The sequence below is a fragment of the Iocasia fonsfrigidae genome, assembly GCF_017751145.1.
In the GTDB taxonomy this organism is placed as follows: Bacteria; Bacillota; Halanaerobiia; order Halanaerobiales; family DTU029; genus Iocasia; species Iocasia fonsfrigidae.
Genome location: NZ_CP046640.1, coordinates 2541094 through 2559365, shown reverse-complemented (window position 1 = coordinate 2559365; position 18272 = coordinate 2541094). Strand labels below are relative to the sequence as shown.

Annotated in this window: 13 protein-coding genes and 1 pseudogene; 12 read left to right on the top strand and 2 right to left on the bottom strand. The window is 36.9% G+C overall.

Annotated elements, in window-relative coordinates; all coding sequences use genetic code 11:
* The first annotated feature begins 7 nt into the window (after positions 1–7).
* The 9 genes and pseudogenes from GM661_RS12285 to GM661_RS12245 form a co-directional block, all read left to right on the top strand.
* On the top strand, positions 8–844 hold the full coding sequence (locus GM661_RS12285; RefSeq protein ID WP_230867097.1) for a transketolase: 837 nt from the start codon (positions 8–10) through the stop codon (positions 842–844).
* A complete protein-coding gene (locus tag GM661_RS12280; RefSeq protein WP_230867096.1) occupies positions 837–1775 on the top strand; it encodes a transketolase family protein in 939 nt (312 codons plus the stop codon). Before GM661_RS12285 ends, GM661_RS12280 begins: the two co-directional genes overlap by 8 nt.
* Before the next feature lie 4 nt (positions 1776–1779).
* Positions 1780–3264 (top strand): glycerol kinase GlpK, encoded by a 1485-nt coding sequence (glpK, locus tag GM661_RS12275; protein WP_230867095.1) that lies wholly within the window; start codon positions 1780–1782, stop codon positions 3262–3264.
* A gap of 137 nt (positions 3265–3401) precedes the next feature.
* Positions 3402–4340 carry a D-ribose ABC transporter substrate-binding protein gene (locus GM661_RS12270; protein ID WP_230867094.1) on the top strand — a complete coding sequence of 313 codons (939 nt, stop codon included), beginning with the start codon at positions 3402–3404 and terminating at the stop codon, positions 4338–4340.
* A gap of 101 nt (positions 4341–4441) precedes the next feature.
* A complete protein-coding gene (locus GM661_RS12265) occupies positions 4442–5131 on the top strand; it encodes a DUF2291 family protein (protein WP_230867093.1) in 690 nt (229 codons plus the stop codon).
* Positions 5131–6681, top strand: a complete 1551-nt coding sequence (locus GM661_RS12260) for a sugar ABC transporter ATP-binding protein (protein WP_230867092.1) — start codon at positions 5131–5133, stop codon at positions 6679–6681. Before GM661_RS12265 ends, GM661_RS12260 begins: the two co-directional genes overlap by 1 nt.
* Before the next feature lie 21 nt (positions 6682–6702).
* The gene (locus GM661_RS12255; protein WP_230867091.1) at positions 6703–7764 is read left to right on the top strand and encodes an ABC transporter permease; all 1062 of its coding nucleotides are present in this window, start codon (positions 6703–6705) and stop codon (positions 7762–7764) included.
* Positions 7765–7811: 47 nt separating this feature from the next.
* Positions 7812–9236 carry an L-fucose/L-arabinose isomerase family protein gene (locus tag GM661_RS12250; RefSeq protein ID WP_230867090.1) on the top strand — a complete coding sequence of 475 codons (1425 nt, stop codon included), beginning with the start codon at positions 7812–7814 and terminating at the stop codon, positions 9234–9236.
* Positions 9232–9342, top strand: a pseudogene (locus GM661_RS12245) (RbsD/FucU domain-containing protein); the annotation flags it as partial. The gene GM661_RS12250 and the pseudogene GM661_RS12245, both read left to right, overlap by 5 nt.
* Positions 9343–9405: 63 nt before the next feature.
* Here the strand turns inward: GM661_RS12245 and GM661_RS12240 are convergent.
* Positions 9406–12132, bottom strand: a complete 2727-nt coding sequence (locus GM661_RS12240; RefSeq protein ID WP_230867088.1) for a cation-translocating P-type ATPase — start codon at positions 12130–12132, stop codon at positions 9406–9408.
* 188 nt (positions 12133–12320) lie between these two features.
* Here GM661_RS12240 and GM661_RS12235 point away from each other — a divergent pair, with 188 nt between their 5' ends.
* On the top strand, positions 12321–13244 hold the full coding sequence (locus GM661_RS12235; RefSeq protein WP_230867087.1) for a sugar phosphate isomerase/epimerase family protein: 924 nt from the start codon (positions 12321–12323) through the stop codon (positions 13242–13244).
* The gene (locus GM661_RS12230) at positions 13241–14398 is read left to right on the top strand and encodes a Gfo/Idh/MocA family protein (protein ID WP_230867086.1); all 1158 of its coding nucleotides are present in this window, start codon (positions 13241–13243) and stop codon (positions 14396–14398) included. The genes GM661_RS12235 and GM661_RS12230 overlap by 4 nt, the downstream gene beginning before the upstream one ends.
* A 195-nt stretch (positions 14399–14593) precedes the next feature.
* Here GM661_RS12230 and GM661_RS12225 read toward each other — a convergent pair whose 3' ends face one another.
* Positions 14594–16012: a carbon starvation CstA family protein gene (locus tag GM661_RS12225; RefSeq protein WP_230867085.1), complete on the bottom strand. Its 1419-nt coding sequence runs from the start codon at positions 16010–16012 to the stop codon at positions 14594–14596.
* A gap of 423 nt (positions 16013–16435) precedes the next feature.
* On the opposite strand from GM661_RS12225, the gene GM661_RS12220 reads away from it, so the two are divergent.
* The gene (locus GM661_RS12220) at positions 16436–18121 is read left to right on the top strand and encodes a LytS/YhcK type 5TM receptor domain-containing protein (protein ID WP_230867084.1); all 1686 of its coding nucleotides are present in this window, start codon (positions 16436–16438) and stop codon (positions 18119–18121) included.
* Positions 18122–18272: the final 151 nt, after the last annotated feature.

Below are 18272 nucleotides of genomic sequence, written 5' to 3'. Positions count from 1 at the left end.
GATAAAATTGGCTGATGTTCAATTTTTAGCAGGGAAAGCAGCTGAGATAAGATTGAATCTTCTTAAAATGATTTTTAAGGCAAAAATGGGTCATACCGGGTCTTCTTTATCTGACACTGATATTTTAACTACCTTATATTATGATGTTATGCAGTTGAGAGTTGATGAACCTGACTGGGAAGAACGGGATAGATTTATCTTAAGTAAAGGTCATGCAGTTGAATCATATTATTGTATCCTGGCAGATATGGGTTTTATCGATAAGGAGGAACTTAATACCTTCTGTCAGTATCAGACCAGGTTAATAGGTCATCCCAATAATAAGGTACCAGGTATTGAGATGAATACCGGTGCACTGGGTCATGGATTGTCAATAGCAGTCGGAATGGCTAAAGCAGCTAAAATGGATAATAAGGACTACAGGGTTTTTGTTTTGATGGGTGATGGTGAACAGGCAGAGGGTTCAGTGTGGGAAGCAGCCATGGCAGGGGCCCATTTTGGTCTTGATAATCTTATTGGAATTATTGACAGGAACAGACTGCAGATTACAGGAGCTACAGAAGAGGTTATGGGTATTGAGCCGTTGGTAGGAAAATGGAGGAATTTCGGTTGGCAGGTTTTGGAAATAGATGGTCATAATTATGGAGAGCTTAAAAAGTGTCTTTCATCAACACCGGTAGAGGAAGGCAAACCAACTATGATATTGGCTAATACAATCAAAGGTAAAGGTGTATCCTTTATTGAGAATAAGGCTGGCTGGCACCACCGTGTACCTTCAGCATCTGAATTAAATCAGGCTGTAGAGGAGTTAAGTCCACTTATAGGGGTTGATATTGATGGCTGAACTAGCAAATAAAGCAGCAATTTGTGATACATTAATTGATTTAGCTAAAATAGACAGAGATATTGTTGTCTTAACAAGTGATTCCAGGGGTTCGGCTTCAATGACAAAATTTGCTGATGAGCTTCCTGAGCAGTTGATAGAGGTAGGGATAGCTGAACAAAATCTGGTAGGCATAGCAGCTGGTCTGGCTGCTTCCGGTAAAAAACCCTATATTGCATCATATGCTGCTTTTTTATCCATGAGGAGTATTGAACAGATTAAAGTAGATGTGGCTTATTCAAAGACTAATGTCAAGGTTATAGGGATTAGTGGTGGTTTAAGCTATGGCCCTTTAGGTATGTCACATCATGCTGTTCAGGATATAGCAGTAATGAGGGCTATTCCTAATCTAAAGGTCATTATGCCTGCTGATAGATATGAAAGTAAGAAGATGATTGAGGTTCTGGTCAATAATGAAGACCCTGTCTATATACGCGTCGGGCGTAATCCGGTTCCTGATGTATATCAGGGTGAAGTCGATTTTGAAATTGCTAAGGGTGTTGTAATGAGAGATGGCTCTGATCTTAGTATCATTGCCTGTGGCAGGATGGTTAGAACTGCCCTGGATAGTGCAGAGGAATTGAGTAAATTGGGTATCAGCTGTCGGGTAATAAATATGCATACCTTAAAACCGCTTGATGATGAAATAATTATTAAGTCAGCTGCAGAGACTGGTCATATTATTACCCTGGAAGAACATAGTATATATGGTGGCTTGGGTTCTGCTGTGGCAGAGGTTTTAGCACAAAACAGTCCTGTATCGATGAAGATAATTGGTATTCCAGATGAACCAGCTATTGCTGGTAAAGCAGAGGAAGTCTATGAGTATTATGGTTTATCTACTCCTTCTATAGTAGAAGAGGCTAAAAAACTATTAAGTAATAGTAGGTGATAATGTGAGTAAATATATCTTAACCCTTGATCAGAGTACATCAGGTTCTAAGGTGCTTCTGATTGATGAAAGCGGGGATATTGTAATAAAGAAATCTAAGCCACACCAACAGTATTATCCACAATCCGGATGGGTAGAACATGACCCCAGGGAAATTTATAATAATATAATTTCTTTGATAGAAAATGTCTTAAGTGAAAGTAATATTGACTTAAATCAGATAGAGTCTCTGGCCATAACTAACCAGCGGGAAACAATAATGGCCTGGGACAAGAATACTGGTGAACCAGTATATAATGCTATTGTATGGCAGTGTAATAGGACTGCAGAGGCCTGTGATAAACTGGCTAGTCCGCTTCTTAATAAGAAGATAAAAGAGAAGACGGGTTTATTACTTAACCCCTATTTTTCGGCAACAAAGATTAAATGGATATTAGATAATGTTAATGTGGCCAGGGAAAAAATGAGGGATAATAACTTATTAATGGGGACTATAGATTCATGGCTAATCTGGAATTTTACCAGTGGTTCTGTACATCTAACAGATTATACTAATGCAAGTAGGACACTATTATTTAATATTAAAGAACTATCCTGGGATGAAGAACTATTAGATATCTTTGGATTGAATAAGGATATTCTTCCTGATGTAAAACCACCTGATGAGGTCTTTGCCTATACCAATTTAAACAATTTACTCCCCAGGGAAATACCTATAGTAGGGGTGATTGGGGATTCACAGGGGGCGCTTTTTGGACAAAAATGTTTTCAACCGGGTATGGCCAAGGCGACCTATGGAACTGGCACATCTGTTTTGTTAAACATTGGTAAAAAACCTGTCTTTAAAGAAAAGCTAGTCACCTCAATTGCCTGGGGTTTGAATGGGAGGGTTGATTATGCCTTTGAAGGTATTATACGTAGTTCAGGTGATACCTTAAAATGGGTAAAGGATAATCTAGGTCTTTTCCAAGATTTCCAGGAGGTTGAACCCCTGATTAGAGAAATAGCGGATAATGAGGGTGTTTATTTAGTACCTGCTTTTTCTGGTATGGGTGTTCCTTATTGGGATATGACAGCCAGGGCAGCGATTGTAGGTATGACTAAAAAGACTGATAGGAGGCATATTATCAGGGCTGCGGTAGAATCTATTGCCTATCAGATTACAGATGCAATTAATTTGATGGTTGAGGAATCAGGGGTTTCTCTAAAGGTTTTAAGGGCAGATGGTGGTGCTACCAGCAATCAATTTTTAATGGAATTTCAGGCAGGATTGCTAAATAAAGAAGTAGCAGTCTCAGAGATTGCAGAATTGTCGGCCCTTGGGGCTGCGTATATTTCTGGCTTGAGTATTGGTATCTGGAAATCGATTGATGACATTAAAAACCTAAATAATAATTCCAAGACTTATCAAGCGAAAATGGATAAAACTTTGCGCAGCAAATATTATCATGGCTGGCAGACTGCAGTTAAGAGAACCTTAAATAAATAAATTTTTATAATTAATTTAAAATTTGCTTTATTTAAAAATTTTATTATATTCACACTCCATTGAATAATTACTGGGAAGGGGGGCATAAAAAGTCGTTAAGTATATGGAGTAATTATTAAAAAATAGGGGGAAAAATAATGAGAAAAAGCATTTTATTATTATGTGTTGGTCTCTTGATGCTTAGTTTATTAATAGGTGTTGTTCAGGCAGAAGATAAAGGGCTGATTGTGATTATTACACCATCACATGATAATCCATTCTTTAAGACTGAGGCAGTTGCTGCAGAGGAGAAAGCTAAGGAATTAGGTTATGAAACATTGAGTCTGGTTCATGATGATTCAGTAAGTAAACAGAATGAATTATTTGACACAGCAATAGCCAGGGGTGCTGCAGCTATTATCTGTGATAATGCAGGTGCAGAGGCTACTATTGCTCCGGTTCAGAAAGCCAAGGATGCAGGTATTCCAACCTTCCTTATTGACCGGGAAATTAATGCCAGTGGTGTGGCTGTTTCTCAGATAGTTTCGAATAACTATCAGGGGGCTAAACTGGTAGGTCAAAAATTTGTAGAACTCATGGGTGAAAAAGGGAACTATGTTGAATTAGTCGGTAAATCATCTGATACAAATGCCCAGGTACGTTCACAGGGTTTCCATGAAGAAATAGATCAGTATCCAGATATGAAAATGATTGCCCAGCAGAGTGCTAACTGGAGTCAGACTGAGGCCTTTACTAAAATGGAATCTATTATTCAGGCTAATGATAATATTAAGGGTGTAATCTGTGGTAATGACACTATGGCCATGGGTGCCATGGCCGCTTTAAAAGCTGCTGGTATGGGTGATGTGATTGTTGTTGGTTTTGATGGTAGTAATGATGTTGCAGAATCAATTATGAATGGTGATATCAAGGCAACAGCACTACAGCCTTGTTATTTAGGGGCTCAATTAGCAGTTGAACAGGCAGATAAATACCTTAGAACTGGTTCTACTGGTGTTCAGGAAAAACAACTTCTTGACTGTACTTTGATAACGGAAGAAAATGCCCATAGACTAAAGGACTTTAAATTAGAATAATAGATAGGTGTTTAAACTACAGGGATGATTGTTAATCATCCCTGTAGTAAAAAGATTTTTAATTTAATGAATTATATTACTAATATTGCAGGTGAATAATAATGAAACTTAAAAATAATTTTTTAAAGTATATTTTACTTATTATTTTATTAGCTTGTTCTATGATGGTGTTAAGTTCATGCCGATTATGGACAGTTGTTGAACTAAATAAAGATAGTACTTCTGAAAATGAAACAATGGTTACTATAAATGGTGAGGAAAGAGAACTGGAAGATTATGTCAATTCTGTCTGGAATGATAAAATTATTTCTTATATAAATAATGGAGCTGTTAATATTAATCTAGTTATAAATGAAATAGATAAAGACCTTGATACAGCTGGTGAGAAATATGGTATCAAAGAAGCACCTGGAAAACCATGGAAGTTCATTGTTAAAGGTAAGGGTAAAATTTTATCTGTTAATACTGAATCACGTAATGGAACCATAGATCTTGATGTAGAACCATTTGACCAAAATCAGGATTTAACAATACAGATAGGACCAGTTATTCGAGGCAGTTCGATCAGAGATTCACTTAACTATATTTCATTTAATAATTTTGGTAATCAGATAGAATATGCCAAATTTTCTACAGCAATAAATAAGAAGATTAATAAGGAATTTCTGCAGAATATTAATTTTGAGGAATTAGAGGGTAGTGTGATAGATTTTCAAGGTGTGTTTGTTGTCCAATCTTCTGAAATTGTTCTGACCCCTGTGAAAATAGAAGTAATAGGAGGAAGAAAATAATGAACCAAAAATTAAAGGAACAAGGGGATTACAGCAGTGAAATTTGTCTAAGTACCAGGGGGATAAAAAAAATTTATCCTGGTACAATTGCTTTAAATGATGTTGATTTTAATATATATCGGGGTAAAGTCAATGCCCTGGTTGGTGAAAATGGTGCTGGTAAATCTACCTTAATGAAGATAATTGCTGGTGTAATAAGACCTAATGAGGGTTGTATCTACCTGAATGGAGAAGAAACAACTTTTTTTAGTACCCGTGATGCCCAACAGAAGGGAATAGGTATTATCCATCAGGAATTAAATCTCTTTGAAGACTTAACAGTTGCTCAAAATCTTTTTATGACCAGAGAGAGTGTTAAGCACGGACTTATGCTTGATCAGAAGAAACATTATCAAGAGACCAGGGCTGTTCTGGATAGATTAAAACAGGATATTGATCCCCAGACAAAGGTTGGTAACCTTAGGGCAGGTCAGCAGCAGATTGTGGAGATAGCCAAGAGTTTATTACAGGATAACCTACATGTCTTAATTATGGATGAACCAACATCTTCATTAAGTTCATCTGAGGTTGAGATATTGTTTAAGATAATTAATGACCTTAAAAAAGAAGGGATCTCAATAGTATATATCTCACATAGATTAGAGGAGATAATAAATATTGCTGATTATATAACAGTACTGCGGGATGGTCTAAAAATAGATGAGAGAAAAGTAAGTGAGATTGATATTAGCTGGATTGTTAATAAAATGTTGGGCCGTGAAATCCTGGATATAGATATGAAACATGTGGTTAGTGATGAAGAGGTATTGAGGGCTGACTCTGTAATTCTACCTGATCCAGCAGGTGGTTATCTGGTAGACCATGTTTCATTTTCTCTACATAAAGGGGAAATACTGGGTATTTATGGTTTGCTCGGGGCTGGACGAACAGAACTATTGGAGACCTTAATGGGGTTTCACACTGAGATAGATAATAGTATTTATTTAAAGGGAGAAAAGTGTAAAATCAGCTCGATAAGCGGCCAGATCAAACATGGATTAGCACATATTCCTGAAAACAGACAGACTGAGGGATTGGTCCCAGTATTATCTGTCAAAAAGAATACTACCTTATCCAGTTTAGCAAAATTTTGTAGGGGCTTCCATCTGGTGGATAATGAAGTTAATAACGCTGTCAATAGAATGATTGAAGATTTAGCTATTAAAGTAGCAGACATGGATTTAACTGTTGATTCATTGAGTGGTGGCAATCAACAGAAGGTAGTTATAGGTAAGGGTATTTTAACAGAACCAGAGGTTTTACTTTTAGATGAACCTACCCGGGGGATAGATGTTGGGGCCAAGGAAGATGTATTTAAGATAATGGATGAACTTGCTTCACAGGGATTAGGGATAATATTTGTTGCTTCAGAGCTAAAACAGATTATGGCCGTATCTGATAGGGTTATTGTTATGTCTGAAGGTAAAATAACAGGTGAATTTACCAGGGCTGAAATGACAGAGGAAAAATTAGTTAGGGCGTCATCAGTTGGACATTCTGTTGAAAAATAATTGAAGAGGGAGTATATAACTATGAACATATCTTTACTTGACAATAAAAAAGGGTTATTTGGCGATATGACTCTGGGAATGCTTCTAATGAAGATGAGGACATTTATTGCCTTAATATTATTGATTATCTTCTTTAGTATTTTTGTTCCCAACTTTTTATCAGTTACCAATGTATTTATTATGACAAAACATGTGGCTCAGTATGCCTTATTAGCTATTGGGATGACCTTTGTAATTATCAGTGGTGGTATTGATTTATCTGTTGGTTCAATTGTTGGACTTTCCGCTATGATTGCTGGTGGTTTAATAAATCAGGGGCTGGTTTTACCAATGTTTGGTGTAGCTATTTATTTTAATGTATTTATAATTGCCCTGATTACACTGGCTCTGGGTGTTTTAGCAGGTGCCTTTAATGGTTTTTTAATTAGCCGTTTTAATGTACCTCCTTTTATAGCAACACTGGGTACTCTTTATATTGCCAGGGGTTTTGCTATGCTCAGGTCAGGTGGTGGAACTTTCTCCAATTTGATTGGTAAAACTGAACTAGGTAATACAGGTTTTCCGGTATTGGGTTCAGGGAGAATACTTGGTATACCAAATCAAATCTGGATATTGTTTGTTGTAGCACTGATTGCAGTCTATATCTCTAAAAAGACACCACTTGGGTGGCATATTTACGCTATAGGTGGTAATGAAAAGGCGGCTAAAATTTCTGGAATTAAGGTTAAGAAAACAAAGATGTTTGTCTATATGTTCTCTGGTTTAATGTGTGCTATTGTTGGTCTAATAGTTGCTTCAGAATTAGTTGCTTCTCATCCTGCTACAGGTGAGACCTGGGAGATGAGTGCAATAGCAGCTACAGTACTGGGTGGGACATCACTCAGTGGTGGTGTTGGTAAGATTGGAGGTACCATAGTTGGTGCTTTTGTAATTGGTGTTTTAGGTGATGGATTGGTAATGATGGGTGTTTCAGAATTCTGGCAGATGGTTATTAAAGGAATAGTAATTGTAACAGCTGTTATTGTTGATCAATTACAAAATAGGATGGAAAAGAAGGCAGCTATGCAGGTTAATGGCAAATAAAACTTTATAAATATATAGGTTTAAAACTAAAGATGGAGGAGTTATCTATGGATAAGATTACTTTAGGTGTGATAATTGGTAACCGGGATTTTTTCGCTGATGAATTATGTAAGGAAGGTAGAGAGAGATTATTACCTATTCTGGAATCGAAGGGTATTAATCCTATTATCCTTGATGAGGATGAAGGGGTTTACGGTAGTGTCCAGAACAGGGATGATGCCCGCAAAAGTGCTGCTTTATTTAAAAAACATAGTGAAAAAATTAAAGGGATTATTGTTACTCTGCCTAATTTTGGTGATGAAAAAAGTATTGTAGAAACTATTAAAATGAGCGGTTTGGATGTACCAGTACTAGTTCATGCCTTTTCTGATGATATTGAAAAAATGGATTATATTCATCGGAGAGATAGTTTTTGTGGTAAGATATCGGTCTGTAATAATTTAAGACAGTATGGTATTAATTATACCCTGACCAGTTCACATACTATTGACCCTGATATAGAGCAGTTCCAGGATGACCTGGACAAATTTATTGGGGTATGTAATGTCTTTGATAAGATTAAAGGAGCCAGAATAGGTTTAATTGGGGCCAGACCGGCTGATTTTAATACCGTACGTTTTAGTGAAAAAATACTACAGCATAATGGAATATTTGTTGAACCTATTGGGTTACTTGATTTAATGAATAGAATTGAATTGCTGGAAGACAGTGAACAGAGGGTTAAAGAGGGATTAAAAGAAATAGAGTCATATCTGAATATTGATAGTGTTCCTGGGGATTCTCTACTGAAAATGGCCAAATTACTGTTGGTCTACCGGGATTGGGTTGTTGATAATGAAATAGATGCAGTAGCTTTTCAATGCTGGGATTCCCTTCAGGGAGCGTTGGGTATCAACCCCTGTACAGTGATGAGCATCTTATCTAATGAAGGTGTGCCATCTGCTTGTGAAAGTGATGTTATGGGGGCTTTGAGTATGTATGCCCTCCAGGCTGCTTCAAAACTACCCAGTGGTATTGTAGATTGGAATAATAATTATCAGAATGCCCCTGATAAAGCAGTGATCTTCCATTGTGGTAATTTTGCCAGGGATATTTACTCTTGTTCAGGTAATGAGTGTCCTAAAGTAAATTACCCTGAAATACTGGGTTCAACACTGGGACAGGAAAATACCTATGGTGCTATTGAGGGTAGGATTAAAGCTGATGAGATTAGCTTTGCCAGGGTTAGTACTGATGATACTACTGGTAAGATACAGGTTTATCTTGCTGAAGGTGAGATAACAGAAGAGTCATTAGATACATTTGGCTCCTGGGGGGTTGCCAGGGTTGCCGGTTTACAAAAGTTGATGAATTATATTTGTTCAAATGGTTTTGAACACCATGTAGCAATTAATCTCTCTTCTGTGGCTGATATACTGGAAGAGGCTTTTAATAATTACCTGGGATGGGATGTTTATAATCATAAAGGTTAGCTACCAGGACTTCAAAGAAATGACTAAAGAGGCTAAGGCTGTAGTTAGAAGTGGGGAAACAACAGCATATGCTAATATAATATTATCATCTGGTGTTAATTTCTAATATATTTATTTATATATAAATACTTCCATGAAAAAGGATCTTATTAAAAAAGATAAGGTCCTTTTATAATTTGTTTTTCCTCTTAAACCATTTTATTACTTCGAAACTTAGTAAATAAATAGCCCCTGCAGTGAAAATTAGTAGCCAGTCTGTTGTTAAAGGGGGAGTAAATTCAAGATAGGAATTTATCGGTGTATAGATAACTAGCAGAACCAGTGCGATAGAGATAATTAAAGAGTAAATCATTTTCCGATTACTAAAGAAATTACTACTGAATATTGAGCTAAATTTGTACCGTCTGGACATAATATTGATAAATTGGCAGATAACAATGGTTAAATATGTTATCGTTGTGGCCCTTGGGTATAAAGGGTGTTCAGCTGTAAAATTTACTCTTCCACTAGCAAAGATGTAGTAGTTTATAAAAGCCAGTAGTCCCATAAGGAGGCCTAAAAAGCCTACTTCAAGAACAGTACTGGTATTAAGCATATGTTCATCTTTATCCCGGGGTGCTCTAATCATCAAATCTCTGGAAGCAGGGTCAAAGGTTAGGGCAGTTAACGGTAAGATTTCTGCTAATAAGTCAATAGAGAGGATCTGAATGGCGAGGATAGGTATCGGCCAGTCCAGTAGGGTAGAAGCAATTAACCCAAAAAGAACAATTGCCAGTTCAGCACCATTGGTTGTCAGGGAAGCCAGCACTGTTTTTTTTAGATTATTATAGATGGTTCTTCCTTCTTTAATGGCCTGTACCAGTGTGGGGTAACTGTCATCGAGTAGTACAAGTTCTGCTGCTTCTTTGGAGACATCGGTACCCATTTGCCCCATGGCAACACCGATATGGGCACTTTTCAGTGCCGGAGCATCATTAACCCCATCTCCAGTAACAGCTACGATTTTATTTTGTTCTTTCAGATTTTTGACGATACGTAGTTTATCTTCAGGTGAGACCCGGGAAAAAATTAAGGATTTATGTTGCTGCATTATTTTTTTTAATTTATTGTCTGAAATGTCGTTTAGTTCTTTACTGGTAAAAACAGGTATATCCTTTCCTGCACCTAAATTTATCTCTTCTCCAATGGCTTTAGCGGTAATAGCATGGTCTCCGGTCATGATAAAGGTGTCTATCTGGGCAGTATGGGCATCAGCAATTGCTTCTTTGACCCCTTCTTTAGGGGGGTCAATCATGGCGACTAGACCCAGAAAAACAACATCCCTCTCAATTTCCTCTATCACATAATCTTTTTCACTCTGTTCTAGTCTGCGGTAGGCAACAGCCAGTACCCGCATGGCATTTTTTGAGTATTTTTCATTTAATTTATTTAGCTCTTTTTTATCTTTTTCAGTAATGGTTACTTTTTTACCATCACAATAGATATGTCTTGTAATTGTGAGGATGCTATTAATAGCACCTTTCATAGTTAAAATGTTTTTATCCTCAATTTCCCTGATCGAACTCATTCTTTTACGCTTGGAATCAAAACTGAATTCATGTATTTCCGGGTTTTCTTTATCTTCATTAGGTGAACGTACACCTAGCTTGGTTGAAAGTGTTATTAAAGCGGCCTCAGTAGGATCACCTATGGGATACCAGTTAGCATGGTTTTCATCTGGTGGGTGAATTTCTGCATTAGAGGCCATTGTTGCAGCCTCAAATAAACAGGAGAGTTTTTCAATTTCTTTTTTATCCAGTGCTTTGCCATTTTGGTCAAGGATATCCCCCTCAGGTTGGTACCCCAGTCCAGTAATCTCATACTCTTTACCGTCAAACCAGACAGTTTTAACAGTCATCTCATTTTTGGTAAGGGTACCAGTTTTATCAGTAGCAATAACATTTGTTGAACCGAGGGTTTCAGCAGAAGAGAGTTTTTTTACAACAGCATTTTTCTGGGCAAGACGGTCTACCCCCTGGGAAAGTGCTACTGTGATCTGCATAGGCAGGGCCTGGGGGACAATAGCAACTGTAATCCCTAGTCCGTAAAGTAGAGCAAAGTATAGGCCTAGTCCCCGGTATAGACTTATTCCAAATAAGATAAATCCAATTATTATGGCAAAAATAGCCAGTCTACTGGCTACAACTCCTAGCTCTTTTTGTAAGGGTGTTTGTGATTTGTTTTCTTCTTGGGTTAAAGAGGCTATTTTCCCCATTTCTGTTTCCATGCCAGTTCTGACTACTACCCCTTTAGCTGAGCCAGAAGCTACATTAGTTCCCAGAAAAGCCATATTAGCCTGGTCACCTAGAGAACTCTCTTCCTTAAGACAGTTACTATGTTTTTCCTGGGGTAAAGATTCACCCGTTAATGATACTTCATTAATTCTGAGGTTAAATGCCTCTATAATCCTTAAATCTGCTGGGGTTTTATCTCCTTCTTCCAGAACTACAATATCACCCGGTACTATTTTCTCCTGTTTAAGTTTTTGAATTTTTTTATCTCTGTAAACTTTAGCAGGCGATTGAACGAGTTTTTTTAGGGAAGACATGATTGCTTCAGCCTTATTTTCCTGAGCAAAACCCACTATAACATTAATAATTACTATGGCAAGCATGATACCTGCATCACGGTAACTACCGATAAATAAGGATAAAGTAGACGCTACTAATAACATAATTGTTAATATATCTTTAAATTGTGAAAAGAAAAGAAGTAATTTACTACGTTCTTTTTTAACTGATAGCTTGTTTTCTCCATATTTTGTTAATCTTTTCTCGGCTTCTTTATTGGAAAGGCCTTCTATATCGGTATTTAATGTGGAAAAAATCTCTTCAATTTTCTCTTGATAATATTTCATATAATGAACACCTTCTTGTGGAAATTAGATTTACTTTGCTTATTTTACCTGTTACAATTAAGATTTATTCTAAAAATTATGTTTCCTCTGTAACAACAAGGGTGTTTTGTTTTTATCGAAAAAATGATTTATAATTATATTATGAACTAATTATTAGATTTTAAAAACATAAAATAAGGGGGATTAAAATGTATTATTCAGGTTTTGCAGATGAAGCTGCTATTTCGATTAATAGGCAAATAGAGGCGACAAAAGAATTGGAATGGAAAAATATCGAAGCAAGGAATATTGATAGTTGTAATATTACTGATATTTCTGATGAAGAGTTTGCAGAGGTCTATCAAAAACTTCAGGAAAATGGTATTAAAGTAAATTGTTTTGGCAGTACTGTAGCTAATTGGGCTAAAGACCCTAGAGATGAGCAGTCATTTAAAACTAGTATTACAGAGTTAGCAAGGGCAATTCCCAGAATGAAAAAGTTAGGCACCAGGATGATCAGGGGGATGAGTTTTGGTATTCTTAAAAACCTACCACCGGTAAATCCTGACTTAGAAGAAAAGATAATTGATAGGTTGAATATTTTAGTTAAAATGTGTGAAGAAAACGGAATTATATATGTTCATGAAAATTGTATGAACTATTTTTCCCAGTCTTATGAGCACATGAATAAATTACTGGATAGAGTGGACTCTCCATATTTTAAGATTGTTTTTGATACTGGTAATCCCTTAATGGCTGATAATAGAATAGGTAAACTTCCATATAAAAAACAGACTTCCTGGGAGGCTTATCAACAATTAAAAGACCATATTAAATATGTTCACATTAAAGATGGCCGCTTTCTGAAAGATACTGATGGTATCTTTCCGGAGATGGAATATACTTTTCCAGGAGAGGGAGATGGAGAAGTAAAAAGGATAGTTAAGGACCTACTGAAAAATGGTTATGATGGTGGTTTTTCTATAGAACCACATATGGGTATGGTTTATCATGAAAATAATGATATTAGTGAAGAAGATGCTAAATATAATACCTATGTAGAATATGGAAAACGTTTTATGGAACTTATTGATGAGATACAGACGGGAATTAAGGAGGAGCTTAAACAATGAATAAGGTAAAAATTGGAATTATTAGTCTTGGTAACATGGGCAGCAGTCATGCAGTTAATATAATTAAAGGGAAGGTGAAAAATGCCCTGCTTACAGCAGTATGTGACCTTGATCAGACCAGACTTGATTGGGCCCGGGAAGAGTTGGGTAATGAAGTAGAACTTTTTAATAATACAGATGATTTTTATAGAGATGCTGATATAGAGGGGGTTATTATTGCCACCCCTCATTATCATCATCCAGCACTGGCGATTGAGGGTTTTGGACATGGTTTACATGTAATGATTGAAAAACCGGCAGGTGTTTATACTAAGGCAGTTCGTAAAATGAATGAAGTAGCGGCTAAAGCTGATAAAGTATTCTCTATTATGTATAATCAAAGGACTAGGCCTATCTACCGGAAATTAAAGGATTTACTGGATGCAGGAGAACTTGGTGAAATCAAGAGAACTAACTGGGTAATTGATTGGTACCGTCCACAAAGTTATTATGATCATGGGGGCTGGAGGGCTACCTGGAAAGGGGAAGGTGGTGGTGTTTTATTAAACCAGGATCCACACCAGCTTGATATCTGGCAGTGGACCTGTGGTATGCCTGTAAGAGTACGTGCCTTTTCACATTTTGGTAAATATCATGATATTGAAGTAGAAGATGATGTAACTGCTTATGTAGAATATGAAAATGGTGCTACTGGTGTTTTTGTCACATCTACTGGTATCTCTCCAGAAACAAATCGTTTTGAAATCGCAGGTAACAGAGGAAAAATTATTGTTGAAGGGGATAGACTTACTTTCAGGAGGTTGCGGACCCCAGAAAGACAGTTTAACAAAGAATATCAGGGGGGATTTGGACAGCCGGAATGTTGGGAATGTGAAATACCTATAGATGGGGATAATCCAGAACATATTGGAATTCTGAACAACTGGGTGGCTGCAATCTTAAATGGTAGTAGCTTAATAGCACCTGGTGAAGAGGGAATCAATGCTTTAATGCTGTCAAATGCAATGCTTTTATCCTCCTGGACTGATGACTGGGTAGACCTGCCCATAGATGAAGACCTCTTTTATGAAAAATTACAGGAAAGAATTGATAATTCAAGTTTTAATAAAAAGGCAAGTGGAAATAAGGTCCTGAATGTTGAGGGGACTTTTTAGAATTAATTTAATTAGATACTGGCTTTTTATTTATATTCAGGCATAAACAAGAAGATAAAAATATTGAGCAGCCTGATATGATAGTCATCTGTGACTAGGATATTTATATAAATCAAACTTTCAATATATCATTGCAAAAGGGATAATTTTTTTATCCCTTTTGCAATTTTTATATTAAGTTTTAAGCATTGTTCTTTAAGCCGCCTTATTATCAATCTGAACTTTTTCTCCCCCTTTAATAAGGAAAGTTACTAGAGCAGTCAGGGCTGCTAGAATACCAATGATAGATGATATTGGACCCTGGATACCAAGCCCTTCAGGGGCAATTATAATATAGGAGATAGAAACAGCAGTCATAAAGGTAGCAGGTATACTGGCTATCCAGTGAAATCTCTTGTTTAATTTTAAATAGGCTGCTCCTGCCCAGAGGGCTATCATAGCTAGTGTTTGGTTAGACCAGGCAAAATAACGCCAGATTATGCTAAAATCCATCTGGGATAGAATGATTCCAATAATAAACATTGGTATAGCCAATTTGAATCTATTGGCCTTATTGGTCTGTTCTAGCTTAAAGATATCCGCCAGGATCAGGCGTGCACTACGAAAAGCAGTATCACCAGAACTTACAGGTAGGGCTATAACACCTAACATAGCTAATATACCGCCAAAGACTCCTAACATATTATCACTGACCAGTTTTACGATTCCGGCTGCTCCACCATTATTGGCCATGGCAGTTGCCAGGCCCTCAGTACTACCAAATAATGTCATAGCTGCTGCTGCCCAGATCAGGGCGATTACACCTTCGGCAATCATGGCACCATAGAAGGTTTTTCTACCGTGTTTTTCATTTTGTAAGCATCTAGCCATTAAAGGTGATTGGGTAGCATGAAAACCACTAATAGCTCCACAGGCTATGGTTACAAATAATAAAGGCCAGAAAGGCAATCCCTGGGGATGAAGGTTGCTTAAAGTGATTTCAGGGATATTGTAGTCGCCGATAATTAATCCTCCAGCAATACCAACTGCCATAATCAATAAAGAACCACCTAAAACAGGATAAAATTTGGCAATTATCTTATCTACTGGTAAAACAGTTGCCAGGAAGTAATAGGCAATTATAATGGCTAACCAGAAATTAAGGTGGAAACCCGTCATATTAGCCAGTAATCCAGCTGGACCAGTCATGAAAACTGTTCCAACTAAAACCAGTAAGATAATGGAAAAGACTCTCATGAATTTACGGGCACCTTCTCCTAAGTATTCACCTACTATCTCTGAGATACTGGCTCCTCCATTACGTACAGATAACATCCCTGATAGATAATCATGAACACCTCCGGCAAAGATAGACCCCAATACTATCCATAGAAATGCTGCTGGACCAAATAATGCTCCAGCAATTGCCCCAAAAATAGGACCAAGGCCGGCAATGTTTAGCAATTGAATCAAAAAAACCCTAGGCCAGCTTAATGGGACATAATCTACTGCGTCTTCTTTGAGATATGCTGGGGTTTTGTGATTTGCGTCAGCCCCAAAAACCCTTTCGACCATCTTACCATAAATCCAGTAACCAAGAATTAAGACCAGTAATGCTGTCATAAAAGATATCATAGTTTATTTATCCTCCTTGAAAGTATTTTGTTAACTACTTATGGAAGTTATAAATTTATTGTTAACATATGATTATTATAAAACAACTTTTAAATAAAATAATAAATTTCCGCTGAATAGTTAAAAATCGAGGTTAATTTACATTATCTGAAGATAAATAACAATGATACAAGGGAGTTTTACTGCTTATTAATTGACAATTACAAATTAATTTATTATTCTTTAAGTGTGTGTTCGAAAAAATATAAATAGGGGATTATATATCCCTGAACGAAGTTAAGGTGCAACCTTAAACTGTTCTAGTATGGTTTGTTTAAATACGGAGTGCCTGTGGTGTTACCGTTGAGTTAAGGGATATATAATCCCTGGCGGTGAAAATTTTTTAAGTAACATAGAAATATAATAATGTATTGGAGATATATTATGACACAATTATTATTTGATTTAATTAAGAGTATGGCTGTTGTAGCAGTTGCTGCCCGGCTGCTTGTAATGGAAACCTCTTTGTTCTCCCGTTTAACTTCACGCCGTCTGCAGAAGAAATATAAATTACTATTAATAGTTTTCTTTGGTTTGTTATCCCTATCTGGGACCTATCTAGGAATATATATCCATGGTGCTTATGCTAACATCAGGGCTATTGGTGCTGTTATTGGCGGCTTGCTCGGTGGTCCCCTGGTTGGTTTTTCAGCTGGCTTAATCGGGGGTTTACACCGTTATTTTCTGGGTGGATTTACTGCTGTTGCCTGTGCCTTATCAACAACCCTGGCAGGTCTAATAGGAGGCCTGGTTTATTACTATAGGTCCTATGATAAAATAAGCCTTCTGGAGAGTTTTGTATTAGGAGTGCTTATTGAATCATTGGAGATGCTATTGGTGGCTTATTTAAGTCAACCATTTTATGAAGCTGTGGAATTGGTAAAGATTATTGCCTTACCGATGATTACCAGTAATGCCCTGGGGATAATGTTATTTATTAATGTTCTGCATAACAATCAGAAAAAGAGGCAGGAGTTACTTGCTCTGCAGTCATATAAGGCCTTAAAGATAGCTAACCAAACAATATCTTATCTAAGAGATGGGTTAAACTATGATTCAGCACTGGAAACAGCTAGAATTATTTTAAAAATAACCGAGGTTAATGCGGTTTCAATAACAGATCGGGAAAAGATACTGGCCCATTGTGGAATGGGAGAAGACCATCATCAAGCAGGGGAGGCGATGATCACTAGGGCTACTAAAGAAGTCCTGAAAACAGCTAGGTTGACTGTTGCTGCAAGTAAAGAAGAAGTGGGTTGTCCGGTAAAAAACTGTACCTTAAAATCAGCGGTTATTGCCCCTTTAAAGCATAATAATGATGTTATTGGGGTAATTAAATTATATAAAGACCAGGAAGATAGTATTACAGAGGTAGATATAGAACTGGCCAGGGGAATATCCAGGCTTTTGTCCACACAGTTACAGATTTCTAATCTGGAGAAACAGGCTCAACTGACAACAGAGATGGAATTAAAAGCCCTTCAGGCTCAGATTAATCCCCACTTTCTTTTTAATGCCCTAAATACTATAAGCTCATTTTGTAGGACCAATCCTCAAGCAGCCAGGGGTCTTTTAATAAAACTGGCTAAGTTTTTCCGGCAGACATTAAAAGAAAATAAGGGGTCAGTAACCCTTCAGGAAGAGTTACGATCTACTTCTTATTATATTGAAATAGAAAAGGCTCGTTTTGGTTCAAAGCTGGAGATAGAAATAGAAATTGCAGATGAATTATTAAATTGTCAGATGCCTCCTTTTGTTTTGCAGCCTGTGGTGGAGAATGCCATCAAGCATGGGTTTGCTAATAAAACTGATCTAGGTAAGATAACTATGACAGCTGAAAGAGCAGAACACAACTTATTGATTTATGTTCAAGATAATGGCGCTGGTATTCCAGCAGAATATATTAAAAATATTCTACAGCCTGGTTATGGACAGGACTGTGGTATTGGTATAAGTAATGCCAATCAAAGAATTCAGAAAATCTGCGGTACAGAATATGGTATAGATATTGATAGTCAAGTAGGACAGGGGACTATAGTTAAGATTAAACTTCCTTTAAAAGTCAATTAATATTAAGTGTATGTTCGAAAAGATATAAATAGGGGATTATATTCTCTGAAGGAAGTTAAGGTACAACCTTAAACTGTTCTAGTATGGTTTGTTTAAATACGGAGTGCCTGTGGTGTTAGTTGAGTGAAGGGATGTATAATCCCCAGCGATA

Coding starts and splice junctions, on each gene's coding strand:
- GM661_RS12265 (WP_230867093.1), top strand. CDS start 4,442: ATGAAACTTAAAAATAATTTTTTAAAGTATATTTTACTTATTATTTTA.
- GM661_RS12255 (WP_230867091.1), top strand. CDS start 6,703: ATGAACATATCTTTACTTGACAATAAAAAAGGGTTATTTGGCGATATG.
- GM661_RS12225 (WP_230867085.1), bottom strand. CDS start 16,012: ATGATATCTTTTATGACAGCATTACTGGTCTTAATTCTTGGTTACTGG.
- GM661_RS12240 (WP_230867088.1), bottom strand. CDS start 12,132: ATGAAATATTATCAAGAGAAAATTGAAGAGATTTTTTCCACATTAAAT.
- GM661_RS12260 (WP_230867092.1), top strand. CDS start 5,131: ATGAACCAAAAATTAAAGGAACAAGGGGATTACAGCAGTGAAATTTGT.
- GM661_RS12270 (WP_230867094.1), top strand. CDS start 3,402: ATGAGAAAAAGCATTTTATTATTATGTGTTGGTCTCTTGATGCTTAGT.
- GM661_RS12280 (WP_230867096.1), top strand. CDS start 837: ATGGCTGAACTAGCAAATAAAGCAGCAATTTGTGATACATTAATTGAT.
- GM661_RS12220 (WP_230867084.1), top strand. CDS start 16,436: ATGACACAATTATTATTTGATTTAATTAAGAGTATGGCTGTTGTAGCA.
- GM661_RS12235 (WP_230867087.1), top strand. CDS start 12,321: ATGTATTATTCAGGTTTTGCAGATGAAGCTGCTATTTCGATTAATAGG.
- GM661_RS12230 (WP_230867086.1), top strand. CDS start 13,241: ATGAATAAGGTAAAAATTGGAATTATTAGTCTTGGTAACATGGGCAGC.
- GM661_RS12250 (WP_230867090.1), top strand. CDS start 7,812: ATGGATAAGATTACTTTAGGTGTGATAATTGGTAACCGGGATTTTTTC.